Consider the following 15,308-nt stretch of genomic DNA (forward strand, 5'->3'; position numbering starts at 1 on the left):
GGGTGGGGGCATGGCCGTACACCTCACCCGTATCTACACCCGCGCCGGCGACGGCGGGCAGACCCGTCTGGGCAACAACGAGGTCGCCGCCAAGACCGATCCGCGCATCGCCGCCTACGCCGACGCCGACGAGTGCAACGCCGCCCTGGGCGTCGCCCTGGCCCTCGGCGACCTGCCCGACGACGTGAAAGCCGTGCTCACCGTCGTCCAGAACGACCTCTTCGACGTCGGCGCCGACCTCTGCAACCCCGAGTCGGAGGACCCGCCCTACCCGCCGCTGCGGATCACCGAGGAGTATGTGACGCGGCTCGAGGGCTGGTGCGACGAGTTCCTGGAACGCCTCCCGGCCCTCGACAGCTTCATCCTCCCGGGCGGCACCCCCGGCGCGGCCCTACTGCACGTGGCCCGGACGGTGGCCCGGCGGGCCGAGCGCTCGGCGTGGGCCCTGATCGAGGCCGATCCGGGCCGTACGGGTGAGATGCCCGCCAAATACCTCAACCGCCTCTCGGATCTCCTCTTCATCCTGTCCCGCGCGGCCAACCCCGGCGGCGACGTGAAGTGGGTGCCGGGCGCCGGAACGGCGAAGTAGACGTGCTGCACCACGTCGAGCTGTGGGTGCCCGACCTGACCGGCGCGCTGCGCCCCTGGGGCTGGCTGCTGGGATCGCTGGGCTGGAAGCAGTACCAGGACTGGCCCGGCGGCCGCTCCTGGAAATACGGCGACGTCTATCTGGTGCTGGAGCAGTCGCCGGCCCTGTCGAGCTCGGTGCACGATCGGCTGGCCCCCGGCCTCAATCACCTGGCCTTCACCGTGGGTGGCGAGACCGAGGTCGACCGGTTGACGGCCGCGTCGGCGGAGCACGGGTGGGCGCTGCTCTTCCCCGAGAAGCACCCGCACGCCGGCGGCCCGGAGTCGTACGCGGCCTACCTGGAGGACGAGTGGGGCTTCGAGGTCGAGCTCCAGGCCGGCCCGCCGGACTAGAAATTCGCTTCCCCCGTTCTGCCACCATGGAGACATGACCACACGCGCGAGCGTCTTTACCCGGCCCCCGGCGGCCGGCTGACTCTGCGCGTTCCTGGCCGCCCCACGCGGGCGGCCATTTTCTTTGTCCCGGCCTCCCGCTTCCTGCTCGAAGAGGGAGAAGCCAATGACCAAGACCGAAGACCTGGCCGTACGCGACCTGACCGACCCGGCCGAGGGGCCGCACGCCATCCAGGCGATCGTGGCGGCCGTGCTCGACGCCGCCACCACCCGCTGGCCCGCAGCCGAGTTGCTCGTCCACCGCGGCGAACGCATCGTCGACGTGGCCGACAACTACGACCGGCTCGGCTACAGCCCGTCGGCGACAGCGCGGGACGCGCGATATACCCGGTATGTGGATGAGCGGCGGATGCTGCGCTCTCAGACATCCGCTCTCATACCCGGCGCACTACGACAACTGCCGTCACTAGGCGAGCCCGGGACCCCAGGCGCGGCGCGGACCGCTCCAGGCGAGGCACCGACCGCTGCGGGGGAGATTCTCGTCGCGTGCCCAGGCATCGTCTACCGCCGCGACTGCATCGACCGCCTGCACACCGGAACCCCGCACCAGCTCGACCTGTGGCACCTCACCTCCACCCCAGCGAAGCCCGGCCCAGCGGGAAGCGGCCCAGCGGGAAGCGGCCCAGCGGGAAGCGGCCCAGCGGGAAGCGGCCCAGCGGGAAGCGGCCCAGCGGGGAACGGCCCAGCAGGGAGCGGCACGGCAGGGACCGGCGCGGCGGAGCAGGGCCGGGAGCGGGACGAGCTGCTTGAGCTGGCCGGTCTTGCCGTTGAGGCGGCTCTGCCCGGGGCGCGGTGGCGGGTCAACCCCGCGACCCACCCCTACACCACGGGCGGGCTCGAGATCGAGGTCTGGGCCGGGGACGCCTGGGTCGAGGTGGGCGAATGCGGGGTGGCCGCGCCGCACGTCGTCGGCCCCGGGCGGGCCGGGCTGGCCCTGGGGCTCGGGCTGGATCGGCTGCTCATGCTCCGCAAGGGGATCAGCGACATCCGGCTGCTGCGGTCGGCCGATCCGCGGGTCGCGGGCCAGATGCTCGACCTCAGCCCGTACCGGCCGGTCTCGGCGCAACCCGCCGCCCGCCGGGACGTCTCGGTGGCGCTGCCGGCCGGCGTGACCGCCGAGGAGATCGGCGACCGGGTGCGCGAACTGCTCGGCCCGGACGCCGACCTGGTCGAGGAGGTGAGCATCTTGTCGGCGACCCCGCCGGGTGAGCTCCCACCGGCCTCCCGCGAACGCCTGGCCCTGCGCCCCGGCGAGGTCAACGTGCTGGTCCGGATCGTCCTGCGCGATCTGCACGCCGCCCTCCCCCGCCAGCGGGCCAACGCCCTGCGCGACCTCATCTACGAGGGTCTGCACCACCCCGCGGGCCGCGCGGTGGTGGATCAGGCGTGCAAAGAGCCGTCGATGACGGTGACGGCCTTGCCTGTGAGCAGGGTGCGGTCGTCGCGGAGGGTGACGCGGACGTAGCCGCCGCGGGGGGAGGCCTGGTAGCCGGTGAGCTGGGTGCGGCCGCCGAGCTTGGCCGACCAGAACGGGGCCAGGGCGGTGTGGGCGCTGCCGGTGACCGGGTCCTCGGCCACGCCGGCGGCCGCGCCGAAGAAGCGGGAGACGAAGTCGTAGTCGCCGTCGGGGTCGTCGGCCCGGGCGGTGACCACGACGCCGCGGTTCTCCACGCTCGCCAGCGCAGTCACGTCGGGGGTGAGATCCCGTACGGCCGCCTCGTCGAGCAGCTCGATCAGCAGGTCGTCGGTGTTGGGCCCGGTGTGGTGCACTGAGACCGCGGTGACCCCGAGCGCGTCGAGCACCCGCGGGTCGGCCTGGACCGGGCTCAGCGGCGCGGTCGGGAAGTCGAGGGTGATCCAGCCCTGCGCATCGGTGGAAGCGGTCAGGACGCCGCTGCGGGTTGCGAAGCGTACGAGCCCTGGGCTTTGCAAAGCGTGAGCCGTCGCCAGCGTGGCGTGCCCGCAGAGCGCGACCTCGACGGCCGGGGTGAACCAGCGCAGCGCGTAGTCGGCCTCCCCACCGGCCTCGAGCGGGTGCAGGAACGCCGTCTCGGAGAGGTTGACCTCGGCCGCCACGGCCTGCATCCAGGGTTCATCGGGGAAGTCCGGCCCGTCCAGCACGACCACCCCGGCCGGGTTCCCGCCGAACGGCTGATCGGTGAAGGCGTCGATGATTCGAATCCGCATGCCCTCGACGCTAGGGGGCACAGACCAGGACGGCGAGAGCCACCTGGAAGGCAATGGACCGACGAGAGGGACCACCATGCGTTACCGCAAGCTCGGCAGCTCCGACCTGGAGGTCTCCGAGATCTCCCTGGGCTCCTGGCTCACCTACTCCGGCGGGGTGGCGGCCGAGCAGACCCGCGCCTGCACCGAGGCCGCCTTCGACGCCGGGATCAATTTCTTCGACACCGCCAACGTCTACGGGCGGGGCGCGGCCGAGTCGGCGTGGGGCGAGATCCTCGCCGGGCACCGCCGCGACTCGTACATCCTGGCCACCAAGGTGCAGGGCCGGATGTCGGACACCGACGCCGGGCTGTCGGCGGCGCAGATCGGTAAGCAGATCGACGCCTCGTTGAGCCGGCTGCGCACCGATTACGTCGATCTCTACCAGGCGCACCGGTTCGACGTCGACGTGCCGATCGAGGAGACCATCGAGGCGTTCCAGAAGGTCGTCGAGCAGGGCAAGGCTCGCTATCTCGGCTTCAGCGAGTGGACGCCGGAGCAGATCCAGGCCGCCATCGACATCGCCGGGCCGGAGCTGTTCGTCTCGTCGCAGCCGCAGTACTCGATGCTCTGGCAGGCCCCGGAGACCGAGGTCTTCCCGCTCAGCGTGGCCAACGGCATCTCGCAGATCGTGTGGTCGCCGCTCGCTCAGGGGGTGCTCACCGGCAAGTACAAGCCGGGCGAGCCGCTGCCGGCCGGCTCCCGGTTCGCCAGCGACGAGATGGGTGGCGCCAAGGACCTGGTGCTCACCGAGGACAAGATCGAGGCCGTGCAGCGCCTGGTGCCGATCGCCGGGGATCTGGGCGTCAGCCTGGCCACTCTCGCGCTGGCCTGGGTGCTGCGCCGGCCGGAGGTGGCGTCGGCCATCACCGGGGCCTCACGGCCGGAGCAGGTGCACGCCAATGCCGCCGCGTCCGGCGTCGAGCTGAGTGATGAGGTGGTGCGGCGCATCGACGAGGCCCTGGGTGACGCCCCGGTCCGTACGCCGACTCTCGCGCCGTTCGCCCAGGAGGGCGTCAAGCACCGCTGAGTTACTGCTCGATCGTGCGCGGGCGGATCACCGGGCGGGCCACGCTGCCCGGTGGGCCGGGCGGGGCCGCCTCGAGCCAGGAGAGGAAACCGGTCACGGTGGACTCGGCCATCGCGATCTCAAGGTCGTCGGTGGCCGTGGCCAGCCGGAGCACGACCCAGTGGCCGGGGATGGTGAGCCGCTCCGGGCCCTCGGGGCGGCGGCGTTCCTCGATGACCAGGTGGCCCCGGTCGAGCACCCGCTTGGGGCGGAAGGCGTAGCTGAACATGCGGTGGATGCGCAGCTCACCGCCGACGAACTGGCCGATCGCGGTGGACCAGCCCCGCCCGGGGACCAGGGTGCTGAGGTGGATCTGAAGCCGAATGGTTCCGCCGCCGACCATGAGCAGGCGGCGGCGGAAGAAGATGCCCAGGAGCAGGACGAGCGCAGCGATGAGGCAGATTCCGACGATTTCCAGAACCTGCATCGCCGGTCGTCAGTGGGTCTCGGGGGTGGCGGGGGTCGCGCTCTCGGCGAGGACGGTCACACCGTCCGCGTCGATGGAGAGGAAACCGCCGGTGACGTCGTAGGTGAGCTGTTCGCCGCCGGCGAGTTTCACGCGGACCTGCGAGGGCTCCTTCAGCAGGCCCAGCAGCGGGGAGTGACCCGGCAGGACGCCGATCTCACCCTCGGTGGTCCGCGCGACGAGCATCTCGGCCTCGCCGGACCAGATGCTTTGCTCGACGGCTACGACCTTGACGGGCAGCTGGTTGGCCACGCTGTCCTCCTGTTGAGCCAGTAATACCTAATGGGTGAAGTCTAGACGGCGCCCTTCCGAGCGATGGCACCAGGTCAGACGTTGGAGTTGATGTACTCCGGGTTGCGGAAGATGAAGTTCTGCACCTGGTCGCTGCGGACCGCCTTGAAGAAGTCGCTCGCGGTGGGCGCCAGCTCCTCGCCCCGGTAGTCGCCGTTGACGATGACCGAGCTGCCCGGCAGCTTGATCAGGGTCATGTCGTCCGAGCGCAGGTTCTTCAGGGCGAAGGCCCAGTCGACCACGTTGTGACCGTTGCCGTCGAAGATGAGCGCCTTGCCGGCCGCCTTGAGCACCGCGTCGAGCTTGGTCGGGCTGGTCACCACGTTCTTGCTGAGCGCCTGCTTGGCCATGGCCTTGATGAACTGCTGCTGGTGGCGCTGGCGGTCGTAGTCACCCTTGGGCAGGCCGTAGCGCTGGCGCACGTAGTCCAGGGCCTGCCAGCCCTGCAGGTGGTACGTGCCCGGCTTGTACTCGGCCTGGGGGCCGTAGTACGGGTGGGCGCAGCTGTTGTCGGCACAGCGCGCGTACCGCGGGCGGGCCTTGCCGTTGGGCTGGAGGTGCTCCGACTTCACGTTCTGGTCGATTTTCATGGTGACGCCGCCCATGGCGTCGACGATCGCCTTGAAGCCGTTGAAGTTGAGGATCACGCCGGCGTCGAACTTGTCGATGCCGGTGAGCTGGCCGACCGTCTTGGCCAGCAGGTCGAAGCCCTGGACGACGTCGTGCTTGCCGTTGCCGACGGCACTGCCGTAGCCCATGGCGGCGTTGATCTTCGAGCGGCCGCCCTTGAAGCCGGTCTTCTCGAAGGCCGGGATGTCGACGATCAGGTCCCGCGGCACCGAGAACAGGTACGCCTGGTTCATGTCCTTCGGGATGTGGGCCACGATGATCGAGTCGGAGAGCGGCGTCTGCGTGTCCTTACGGGGGTCGACGCCGACCAGCAGGATGTTCAGCGGGCCCTTGATGTCGGACTTGGCCTCCTTGGTGGCGCCGGCCGCGGCGTTGCCGAAGAGGTCCTGCGTCTCGACGGCGCCGGCGTAGCGGGCCACCAGCACCTGCTGGGTCACGATGGCGCCCCCGCTGACCACCATGAGGACGCAGCCGAAGATCGCGCACAGTCGCGCCCACATGGGCGCGCGCCGTTTCCTCGCCACAGGTCTCCCCCAAAGGTCATCGATATCGGCCGGCCGACGAACGACAAGAGTACCCAGATCGCGCTCGCGTTTCCGCGACTCACAGAGCGCTCATATCGGACAAAACTGACGGAGATACGACGAAGCCGCGCCCACCATTACGGTCGGCGCGGCTCCCTTGTCGCTGAGTGAGATCAGCCCTTCATCAGCTCGTGCGCGTTCTTCTCGAGGTCCTCGAGGCCACCGCACATGAAGAAGGCCTGCTCGGGGAAGTTGTCGTACTCCCCCTCGCTGATCTTCTTGAACGCCTCGATGGTCTCCTTCAGGGGGACCGTCGAGCCGGGAACGCCGGTGAACTGCTCGGCGGCGTACGTGTTCTGCGAGAGGAAGCGCTCGATGCGGCGGGCCCGCTGCACCGTGACCTTGTCCTCCTCGGAGAGCTCGTCCATGCCGAGGATGGCGATGATGTCCTGCAGGTCCTTGTACTTCTGCAGGATCCGCTGCACCTCGCGGGCGACCGCGTAGTGCTCGGCGCCGACGAACTCGGGGGCCAGGATCCGCGAGCTGGAGGCCAGCGGGTCCACGGCCGGGTAGATGCCCTTGTCGGAGATCGACCGCTCGAGGTTCGTGGTCGCGTCCAGGTGGGCGAACGTGGTGGCCGGCGCCGGGTCGGTGTAGTCGTCGGCGGGCACGTAGATCGCCTGCAGCGAGGTGATCGCCTTGCCCCGGACCGACGTGATCCGCTCCTGGAGCTCGCCCATCTCGTCGGCCAGCGTGGGCTGGTAACCCACGGCCGACGGCATGCGGCCGAGCAGCGTCGACACCTCGGAACCGGCCTGGGTGAACCGGAAGATGTTGTCGATGAAGAGCAGCACCTCCTGGTTCTGGACGTCCCGGAAGTACTCCGCCATGGTCAGCGCGGACAGGGCGACCCGCAGGCGGGTGCCCGGCGGCTCGTCCATCTGGCCGAAGACGAGGGCGGTCTTGTCCAGAACGCCACCCTCCTCCATCTCCAGGATGAGGTCGTTGCCCTCACGGGTGCGCTCGCCGACGCCGGCGAACACCGAGGTGCCACCGAAGTTACGGGCCACGCGGATGATCATCTCCTGGATGAGCACCGTCTTGCCCACGCCCGCGCCGCCGAACAGGCCGATCTTGCCACCGCGCACGTACGGCGCGAGCAGGTCGAGCACCTTGATGCCGGTCTCCAGCATCTCGGTCTTGGGCTCGAGGTCGGCGAACGCCGGGGGCTTGCGGTGGATCGACCAGCGCTCCTGGATGTCCAGGGTCGACGGGTCGGCGTTGAGCACCTCGCCGAGGGCGTTGAACACGTGGCCCTTGGTCACGTCACCGACGGGCACCGAGATCGGCGAGCCGGTGTCGGAAACCTCGGCGCCTCGGATCAGGCCGTCGGTCGGCTGCATCGAGATGGCGCGGACGATGTTGTCACCCAGGTGCTGGGCGACCTCGAGCGTCAGCGTCTTGGTGCCCTCGGAGAGGGTCACCGACACGTGCAGCGCGTTGAAGATGTCGGGCATGGCGTCCCGGGGGAACTCGGCGTCGACGACCGGGCCGATGACCCGGACGACGCGGCCGACACCGGTCTCCGCCTTGGTGGGCTCAGCTACAGCAGTCATCACATATCACTTCCTGCCGAGGACAGCGCCTCGACGCCGCCGACGATCTCACTGATTTCCTGGGTGATCGCGGCCTGCCGCGCGGAGTTCATCTCGCGCGTGTACCGCTTGAGCAGGTCGTCCGCGTTGTCCGACGCGCTCTTCATCGCCCGCCGCCGGGAGGCCGACTCGCTCGCCGCCGAGGACAGCAACGCCGCGTAGATCCGCGTGTTGAGGTACTTCGGCAGCAGCGCGTCGAGCAGCTCGTCGGCGTCCGGCTCGAACTCGTAGGCCGGGCGCAGACCCGGCTCGACCTCGCGCTCCTCGACCTGCATCGGGGCCAGGAAGTGCGCCTCCGCGGTCTGCGTCATCAGCGACTTGAACTGCGTGCTGACGATGTGCAGCTCGTCGACGCCCTGGATGCCGTCCGGGCCGTAGGTGGCGTCGGTGTCGTCCGCGCCGGCGACGAACGCCTCCAGCAGGGCGTCACCGATCGTCTTGGCGTCGGAGAACGCCGGGCGCTCGGAGAAGCCGGACCAGCTGGCCTCGATCGGCCGGTTGCGGAACCGGTAGTAGCCGACGCCCTTGCGGCCGACGACGTAGAGCACCGGCTCCTTGCCGTCCGCCTTGAGGCGCGAGATCAGCTGCTCGGCGGTGCGGATCGCGTTGGCGTTGTAGGCGCCGGCGAGGCCGCGGTCGCTGGTGATGAGCAGGACACCCGCCCGCCGGACCCGCTCGCGCGGGACCAGCAGGGGGTTGTCGATCGTCGCGTTGGACGCCAGGGCGGTCAGGACCTGGGTGATCGCCTCGGCGTACGGCTTGGAGGCCTGAACGCGCTCCTGGGCCTTGGCGATGCGGCTGGTGGCCACCAGCTCCTGCGCCTTAGCGATCTTCTTGGTCGACTTGACGGTGCGGATGCGCCGCCGGAGAGCCTGTACCTGACCGGCCATGACTACTGGCCTTCGGCCGGACGGGGAACCTCGCGGGTCACCGTCTCACGCGTCTGGCGGCCCTCTTCGAGCGGCTCGGCCGGGGTCTCGTTGACCGAGGAACCGGTCTCGCCGCGCTTGAAGAGCTCCTTGAACTCGGTCACGCCGCTCTTCAGGTTCTCCACGTCGTCGTCCGACAGCAGGCCGGTCGATTCGATCGCGGTGTAGGTGTCGCTGCGGTGCCGCTTGACCCAGCCCAGGAAGTCCTGCTCGAAGCGGCGCACGTCGGCCACGTCGATGTCGTCGAGCTGGCCGGTGGTGCCGGCCCAGATCACGATGACCTCGTCGACCACCGAGTACGGCGAGTACTGCGGCTGCTTGAGCAGCTCGACCAGGCGGACGCCCTTCTCGAGCTGGGCCCGCGACGCGCGGTCCAGGTCGGAGGCGAAGGCCGAGAAGGCCTCCAGCTCACGGAACTGGGCCAGGTCGAGGCGGAGACGGCCGGAGACCGAGCGCATTGCCTTGACCTGCGCCGAGCCACCCACCCGGGACACCGAGGTACCGACGTTGATCGCCGGGCGGACACCCGAGGCGAACAGGTCGGTCTCCAGGAAGATCTGGCCGTCGGTGATCGAGATGACGTTGGTCGGGATGTAGGCCGAGATGTCGTTGGCCTTCGTCTCGATGATCGGCAGACCGGTCATCGAGCCCCCGCCCAGCTCGTTCGAGAGCTTGGCGCAGCGCTCGAGCAGGCGGGAGTGCAGGTAGAAGACGTCACCCGGGTAGGCCTCGCGGCCCGGCGGGCGGCGCAGCAGCAGCGACACCGCGCGGTAGGCCTCGGCCTGCTTGGTCAGGTCGTCGAAGACGATCAGGACGTGCTTGCCGTTGTACATCCAGTGCTGTCCGATGGACGAGCCGGTGTACGGGGCGATGTACTTGAAGCCGGCCGGGTCGGAAGCGGGAGCCGCGACGATCGTCGTGTACTCCAGCGCGCCCTGCGCCTCGAGGGTGCCCCGGATCGACGCGATGGTGGTGGCCTTCTGGCCGATCGCGACGTAGATGCAGCGGACCTGCTTCTCCGGGTCGCCGGACTCCCAGTTCGCGCGCTGGTTGATGATCGTGTCGATCGCGACGGTGGTCTTGCCCGTCTTGCGGTCGCCGATGATCAGCTGCCGCTGGCCGCGGCCGATCGGCGTCATGGCGTCGATGGCCTTGATGCCGGTCTGCAGCGGCTGCTTCACGGGCTGGCGCGCCATGACGTTCGGCGCCTGCAGCTCGAGCTCGCGGAAGCCCTCGTTGGCGATCTCACCGCGGTCGTCGATCGGCCGGCCCAGCGGGTCGACCACGCGACCGAGGAAGGCGTCGCCGACCGGAACCGAGAGGACACGGCCGGTCCGCTTGACCTGCTGGCCCTCTTCGATGCCGGTGAAGTCACCCAGGACCACGACGCCGATCTCGCGGACGTCGAGGTTCAGGGCGACACCCAGCGTGCCGTCCTCGAACTCGAGCAGTTCGTTCGCCATCGTCGAGGGCAGACCCTCGACGTGCGCGATGCCGTCGCCCGCATCGGAGACGATGCCGACCTCCTCGCGGGAGACCTCGGGCGTGTAGGACGAGACGTAGCGCTCTAGCGCCCCCCGGATCTCGTCCGAGGAGATGGTCAGCTCGGCCATCCTCTGCCTTCTCTGTCTAGCTCGGGACGTCGCCGCCACCGAGGGGCCTGCTCAGCCCCGCGCGCGAACGCGCGGGCCGAGAGAAAAGTTACTTGGAGAACGCCTGCTTCGCGGCGTTGAGCCGCCGCAGGATCGTGCCGTCGTAGAGGTCGGAGCCGACCCGGACGCTGACGCCGCCGATGATCGAAGGATCGACGTCGACCTTCAGCGAGACCTGCCGGCCGTAGATGTCGGACAACTTGGCAGCCAGCGCCTGCTCGTCGGCGTCGGTGAGCGGCTTGGCGACCGTCACGTACGCGACCTCACGATCGCGCTTGGCGGCGGTCAGCTCGACCAGCCGGGTCAGCGATCCCTCGAAGCTACGGCCCCCGAAGCCCTCGAGCGCCACCTCGATGAGCCGCACCGTGGCCGGCTGGGCCTTGCCCTTCAGCAAGTCCCCCACCAGCTTAACCCGGCGCTCGGTGGCCGCACCGGGGTCACTGAGCGTGACCGCCAGCTCGGCGTTGCCCGAGACGATCTGCCCGAAGCGGAACAGCTCGTCCTCGACCTCGGCCAGGCTGCCCGCCTTGGCGGCGCTGGAGAGCACCGTGTCGGCGCCGAGCCGCTCGATGACATCGAGCAGCTCGGTCGGCCGGGAGAACCGGCCGGCGGCCAGCGTGGCCAGCGAGTCGAGGGTGACGGCGGTGACCTTGCCCGAGAGCAGCGAGCGGAGCAGCTCGGCCCGCTCGCCGCCCGAACGCGACGGGTCGGTCAGCGCCCGGCGGAGCCGGGCCTGGTTGCGGAGCAGCCCGGCCACCGACAGGATCTCGTCGGCCACCGTGGCCACCTGCGCCGCCGAGGCCGAGGCGGTGGCCGTGCCGAGCTTCTCGACCGCCTCGGCGTAGGCCTTCTGGCTGACGCTCGACGCCATCAGCGCCGCCCGCCCGCCGAGCCGGTCGCGCCGAGCTCGTTGATGAACCGCTCGACGGTGCCGCGGCTGCGCGCCTCGTCGGCGAGCGCCTCGCCCACGATCTTGCCGGCCAGGTCGACGGCGAGCGTGCCCACCTCGGAGCGGAGCTCGCGGACGATGCTCTCGCGCTGCGCGGCGAGCTGCTCGTTACCGGACGCGATGATGCGGTCCGACTCCTCGCGGGCCTTGGCCAGCACGTCCTGACGGATGCCCTCGGCGTCCGCCCGGGCCTCGTCCCGGATCCGGGCGGCCTCGGTGCGGGCCTCGGCCAGCTGCGCCTTGTACTGCTCGAGCAGCTGGTTGGCCTCGGCCTGAGCGGTCTCGGCGCGCTTGATGCCGCCCTCGATGGCGTCCACCCGCGCCGCGAAGGTCTTCTCCATCATCGGGAAGACGAACTTCATCAGCACGAAGCAGAGGATGCCGAACGCGATGATGCCGAGCACGACCTCCTGCCAGAGCGGGACGATCGGGTTGTGCTCGGTCTCAGCCGCCTCAGCCGCGAGTTGGTAATAGGTGATCATTCAGACCTCCGCTGCGCGGGAAGGGCGGCTTAGACGTTGCCGGCCCAGATGAAACCGAAGGCGATGCCCAGCAGGGCGAGCGCCTCGATGACGGCGAAGCCGATCCAGACGTACGGGAGGGTCAGACGCGACGACTCCGGCTGGCGGGCGGTCGACTGGATGTACGCCGAGAAAACGAGACCCACACCGATGCCGGGGCCGATCGCGGCGAGGCCGTAGCCGATGGCGGCGGTGCTGCCCTCAACGGCGGCAAGAACGTCAACCATTGCAATTTCCTCCTGGTATCTCGCGTGACTGTCACGCGGGACGATGACGGGGTGTTACCAGTACTGCTCAGTGCTCGTCGGCGAGCGCGCCCTGGACGTAGCTCGCTGTCAGCACCGTGAAGACGTAGGCCTGGAGGCAGATGACCAGGAACTCCAGGAAGGTCAGGGCGATGGTCATGGCCCAGGACACGACGGAGAACGGCGCGAACCAGACGTTGGCGTTCAGCATCGCGAAGCCGCCGAGCGTGAACACCAGCAACAGCATGTGGCCGGCGAACATGTTGGCGAACAGACGAACCGCGAGCGAGAACGGCCGGACGAGGAAGGTCGAGAAGAACTCGATCGGAATCAGCAGCGGCAGGATGAACCACGGCGCCGGCGGGATCAGGGCGTGCTTGAAGTACTTCAGGCCGCCGTGGTGCTTCATGCCGATGTAGATGAACATCACGTAGCTGATCACCGCGAGAACCGCCGGGAACGCGATGTGCGAGTTCGGCGAGATCTGCGCGAACGGCACGATGGCCCAGAAGTTCATCAACAGAATGAAGACGAACAGCGTCGTGAGGTACGGCGCGAAGTTGATACCCCGTTTGCCGAGCATGTCGACCGCGATGTTGTTCCGCACGAAGCCGTAGATGCTCTCGGCGATCCACTGCTTCTTGGTCGGAACGAGCTTGGGCTTCCGGTACGTGACCAGGAAGAAAATGATGATCAGCGCGACCGAGATCCACAGGAGCGCAGTGATCTTGGTAAACCAGTAGCTGTCGTGCCCGCCCCACGGCACGATGCTGGGCAGGTAGAAATCCTCGACGCTCGGCGGGAACGGAACGTCCGCCGCGAGGATCGTCGTCTGACCGGTCACCGTAGCCCTTTCCTGTCAGGCGCCGAGACGGCGCACGATGAGGTAGACACCGCCGCCGATACCAACGACCGCGCCGATGCCGGCGAAAATGCCCTTGGTCCCGACCCAGTGGTCGACCAGCAAACCGATCCCTCCCCAGACCAACATCCCGGTGATGAGGTAGGCGACGGCCGTCATTCCCATGCCCGTGTCGGGTGGCGGGGGACCGTCGTCATCACTGGGACGCTTGGGGGGTTCTTGACCGGTCATGACGGCCCGAACGATATCAGCAGGAAAGACGAGGCTAAGCGCGGCCCCCCGCACAACCGCAGTTGTCCAGGCGTCAGGGGTCGCGCAACTGGAAGGACACGGTACTCCCCCTTCGCCATAACCGGACAAGCGCCGAGCGTTCACGTCACCGTTTCGTGGTCAACAAACCACGAAAGGGACGCTGACGAGGCCAAACGGCCTCTAGACGATCACTTTGAGCGACTCACCCGGTGAATCCACCACGCCTGCACGGCCGTCCACACCACCACGCCCGCGACGATCCCCCAGCCGAGCGCGTCCTTGCCCGGCCAGTCACTGGAGACCCCGAACGCCAGGACCAGGCCGAGCACCGAGTACTTGAGCACGTACGTCACCAGCGCGAGCGGCATCAGCAGCGCCGGCCGCACCGTGTCGGCCCAGGCGATCACCAGTGTCGACATCGTATAGCTGATCGTCACTATAAGCACGCCGATTGCGGCGCCCAGAGCGGACGGGGCGCCGTCGACCAGGAAGCCGGCCGAGGCCGCGAACAGCAGCAGCGCGAAGGCGACGGTGGTCAGGAAGGGCAGGTGGGCCACCCGCCAGCGCGGGTCGGCGGGCAACGGCGGGAGGTCGGGCAGCGGCCGGTCGTCCTCGTCGTCCTTCAGCGTCGGGTCGAGCGCCGGATCGTACGGCTCGACCTCGAGGTCCTCGGACCGCTTCATGCCATCACTTCCTGCCGCGCGTAGGCCGGGAACCGGCCGACGAGCTCGGCGACCTCCCCGGCCACGCCGGCCAGCCGTGCCGCACCCGCGCCCGTGCCCGGGTCGCTGCGCACCGCGACGCCGATCAGCCCGGCGATCTGCCGCATCTCGCCCTCCCGCATGCCCTGGGTGGTCACGCTCGGCGAGCCGACCCGGATGCCCGACGCGATCGCCGGACGCTGCGGATCGTACGGGATGGCGTTCTTGTTGAGGCTGATGCGGGCCTGGTCGCAGCGGGCCTCGGCGTCCCGGCCGGTCACCGCGAGGCCGGTCAGGTCGGCCAGCGCGAGGTGCGTGTCGGTGCCGCCCGAGACCGGCCGCATGCCCTCGGCGGCCAGACCCGCGGCCAGCGCTTTCGCGTTCTTGACGACCTGGGCCGCGTACCCCTGGAACTCCGGCAGCCCGGCCAGCCGCAGGGCCACCGCCTTGCCGGCGATGGCGTGCATCATCGGGCTGCCCTGGCTGAACGGGAAGACCGCCCGGTCGACCCGCTCGGCCAGCTCCGAGCGGCAGAGGATCAGGCCGCCGCGCGGGCCCCGCAGGACCTTGTGGGTGGTGCAGGTGACCACGTCGGCGTACGGGACCGGCGAGGGTACGGCCCGGCCCGCCACCAGGCCGATGAAGTGCGCGGCGTCGACCATCAGGTAGGCGCCGACCTCGTCGGCGATCTCCCGGAAGGTGGCGAAGTCGATCGCCCGGGGATACGACGTGGCCCCGCAGATGATCAGCTTGGGGTGGTGGGCCCGGGCGAGATCGCGGACCTCGTCGTAGTCGATCTCCTCGGTGTTCGGCGTGACCCGGTACCCCACCGGGCGGAACCATTTGCCGGAGAAGTTGACCCGGCTGCCGTGGGTGAGGTGCCCACCGTGCGGCAGCTCCATGGCCAGCACCGTGTCACCGGGCTCGGCCAGCGCCGCGTACGCCGCGAGGTTGGCCGCCGTGCCCGAGTGCGGCTGCACGTTGGCGTGATCGGCCCCGAACAGGTCACGGGCGCGCTGGACGGCCAGCTCCTCGGCCCGGTCGGCCTCGGCGCAGCCGCCGTAGTAGCGCCGTCCGGGGTAGCCCTCGGCGTACTTGTTGGCCAGGGTCGAGCCGAGCACGGCCAGCACCTCGGGCCAGGTGTAGTTCTCGCTGGCGATCAGCTGCAGCCCGGCCCGCTGCCGGTCGAGCTCGCCGAGGACGACACCGGCGATCTCCGGATCGGCCCGGGACAGCGCGGCGAAGTCCGGCCCCCAGAACGTGTCCACGCGCCCTCCCCGACTAGGCAACGCTGC

General features: G+C 69.5%; 18 protein-coding genes. 4 read left to right on the top strand and 14 right to left on the bottom strand.

Annotation, left to right across the window (positions count from 1 at the left end; translation table 11 throughout):
* The first annotated feature begins 10 nt into the window (after positions 1–10).
* The 3 genes from AB0J66_RS15295 to AB0J66_RS15305 all read left to right on the top strand — a co-directional run bounded on the left by AB0J66_RS15295 (position 11) and on the right by AB0J66_RS15305 (position 2,506).
* Entirely contained in the window at positions 11–589 is a 579-nt protein-coding gene (locus AB0J66_RS15295) for a cob(I)yrinic acid a,c-diamide adenosyltransferase (protein WP_364660121.1), read from the top strand.
* 2 nt (positions 590–591) lie between these two features.
* A complete protein-coding gene (locus AB0J66_RS15300; RefSeq protein WP_364660123.1) occupies positions 592–981 on the top strand; it encodes a VOC family protein in 390 nt (129 codons plus the stop codon).
* A 166-nt stretch (positions 982–1,147) separates the two neighbouring features.
* Positions 1,148–2,506: a hypothetical protein gene (locus AB0J66_RS15305; RefSeq protein ID WP_364660124.1), complete on the top strand. Its 1,359-nt coding sequence runs from the start codon at positions 1,148–1,150 to the stop codon at positions 2,504–2,506.
* Here AB0J66_RS15305 and AB0J66_RS15310 read toward each other — a convergent pair.
* Entirely contained in the window at positions 2,422–3,228 is an 807-nt protein-coding gene (locus AB0J66_RS15310) for a PhzF family phenazine biosynthesis protein (protein WP_364660126.1), read from the bottom strand. The genes AB0J66_RS15305 and AB0J66_RS15310 overlap by 85 nt on opposite strands.
* 76 nt (positions 3,229–3,304) lie before the next feature.
* Here AB0J66_RS15310 and AB0J66_RS15315 point away from each other — a divergent pair, with 76 nt between their 5' ends.
* A complete protein-coding gene (locus tag AB0J66_RS15315) occupies positions 3,305–4,297 on the top strand; it encodes an aldo/keto reductase family protein (RefSeq protein WP_364660128.1) in 993 nt (330 codons plus the stop codon).
* 1 nt (position 4,298) lies between these two features.
* On the opposite strand, the gene AB0J66_RS15320 is transcribed toward AB0J66_RS15315, so the two are convergent.
* The 13 genes from AB0J66_RS15320 to glyA form a co-directional block, all read right to left on the bottom strand.
* Complete coding sequence (locus AB0J66_RS15320; RefSeq protein ID WP_364660130.1) at positions 4,299–4,763, bottom strand: DUF2550 domain-containing protein; 465 nt, start codon at positions 4,761–4,763, stop codon at positions 4,299–4,301.
* A gap of 9 nt (positions 4,764–4,772) precedes the next feature.
* Positions 4,773–5,054 carry a F0F1 ATP synthase subunit epsilon gene (locus AB0J66_RS15325; RefSeq protein ID WP_364660132.1) on the bottom strand — a complete coding sequence of 94 codons (282 nt, stop codon included), beginning with the start codon at positions 5,052–5,054 and terminating at the stop codon, positions 4,773–4,775.
* A gap of 74 nt (positions 5,055–5,128) precedes the next feature.
* Positions 5,129–6,223: an LCP family protein gene (locus AB0J66_RS15330; RefSeq protein ID WP_364660134.1), complete on the bottom strand. Its 1,095-nt coding sequence runs from the start codon at positions 6,221–6,223 to the stop codon at positions 5,129–5,131.
* Positions 6,224–6,420: 197 nt separating this feature from the next.
* On the bottom strand, positions 6,421–7,863 hold the full coding sequence (atpD, locus tag AB0J66_RS15335) for a F0F1 ATP synthase subunit beta (protein ID WP_364660136.1): 1,443 nt from the start codon (positions 7,861–7,863) through the stop codon (positions 6,421–6,423).
* On the bottom strand, positions 7,863–8,792 hold the full coding sequence (locus AB0J66_RS15340; RefSeq protein WP_364660138.1) for a F0F1 ATP synthase subunit gamma: 930 nt from the start codon (positions 8,790–8,792) through the stop codon (positions 7,863–7,865). The genes atpD and AB0J66_RS15340 overlap by 1 nt, the downstream gene beginning before the upstream one ends.
* Before the next feature lie 2 nt (positions 8,793–8,794).
* On the bottom strand, positions 8,795–10,444 hold the full coding sequence (gene atpA, locus AB0J66_RS15345) for a F0F1 ATP synthase subunit alpha (protein ID WP_364660139.1): 1,650 nt from the start codon (positions 10,442–10,444) through the stop codon (positions 8,795–8,797).
* An 88-nt stretch (positions 10,445–10,532) separates the two neighbouring features.
* A complete protein-coding gene (locus tag AB0J66_RS15350) occupies positions 10,533–11,354 on the bottom strand; it encodes a F0F1 ATP synthase subunit delta (protein WP_364660141.1) in 822 nt (273 codons plus the stop codon).
* Positions 11,354–11,914, bottom strand: a complete 561-nt coding sequence (locus AB0J66_RS15355) for a F0F1 ATP synthase subunit B (protein WP_364660143.1) — start codon at positions 11,912–11,914, stop codon at positions 11,354–11,356. The genes AB0J66_RS15350 and AB0J66_RS15355 overlap by 1 nt, the downstream gene beginning before the upstream one ends.
* Positions 11,915–11,943: 29 nt before the next feature.
* On the bottom strand, positions 11,944–12,180 hold the full coding sequence (locus AB0J66_RS15360) for an ATP synthase F0 subunit C (protein WP_364660145.1): 237 nt from the start codon (positions 12,178–12,180) through the stop codon (positions 11,944–11,946).
* 67 nt (positions 12,181–12,247) lie between these two features.
* On the bottom strand, positions 12,248–13,042 hold the full coding sequence (atpB, locus tag AB0J66_RS15365) for a F0F1 ATP synthase subunit A (RefSeq protein ID WP_364660147.1): 795 nt from the start codon (positions 13,040–13,042) through the stop codon (positions 12,248–12,250).
* A gap of 15 nt (positions 13,043–13,057) precedes the next feature.
* Positions 13,058–13,291 carry a hypothetical protein gene (locus AB0J66_RS15370; protein ID WP_364660149.1) on the bottom strand — a complete coding sequence of 78 codons (234 nt, stop codon included), beginning with the start codon at positions 13,289–13,291 and terminating at the stop codon, positions 13,058–13,060.
* A gap of 209 nt (positions 13,292–13,500) precedes the next feature.
* Positions 13,501–13,995 (bottom strand): hypothetical protein, encoded by a 495-nt coding sequence (locus AB0J66_RS15375; protein ID WP_364660151.1) that lies wholly within the window; start codon positions 13,993–13,995, stop codon positions 13,501–13,503.
* Complete coding sequence (gene glyA, locus AB0J66_RS15380; protein ID WP_364660153.1) at positions 13,992–15,281, bottom strand: serine hydroxymethyltransferase; 1,290 nt, start codon at positions 15,279–15,281, stop codon at positions 13,992–13,994. Before glyA ends, AB0J66_RS15375 begins: the two co-directional genes overlap by 4 nt.
* Between the last annotated feature and the right edge of the window lie 27 nt (positions 15,282–15,308).

This window comes from Actinoplanes sp. NPDC049598 (assembly GCF_040675435.1).
Lineage (GTDB): Bacteria > Actinomycetota > Actinomycetes > Mycobacteriales > Micromonosporaceae > Actinoplanes.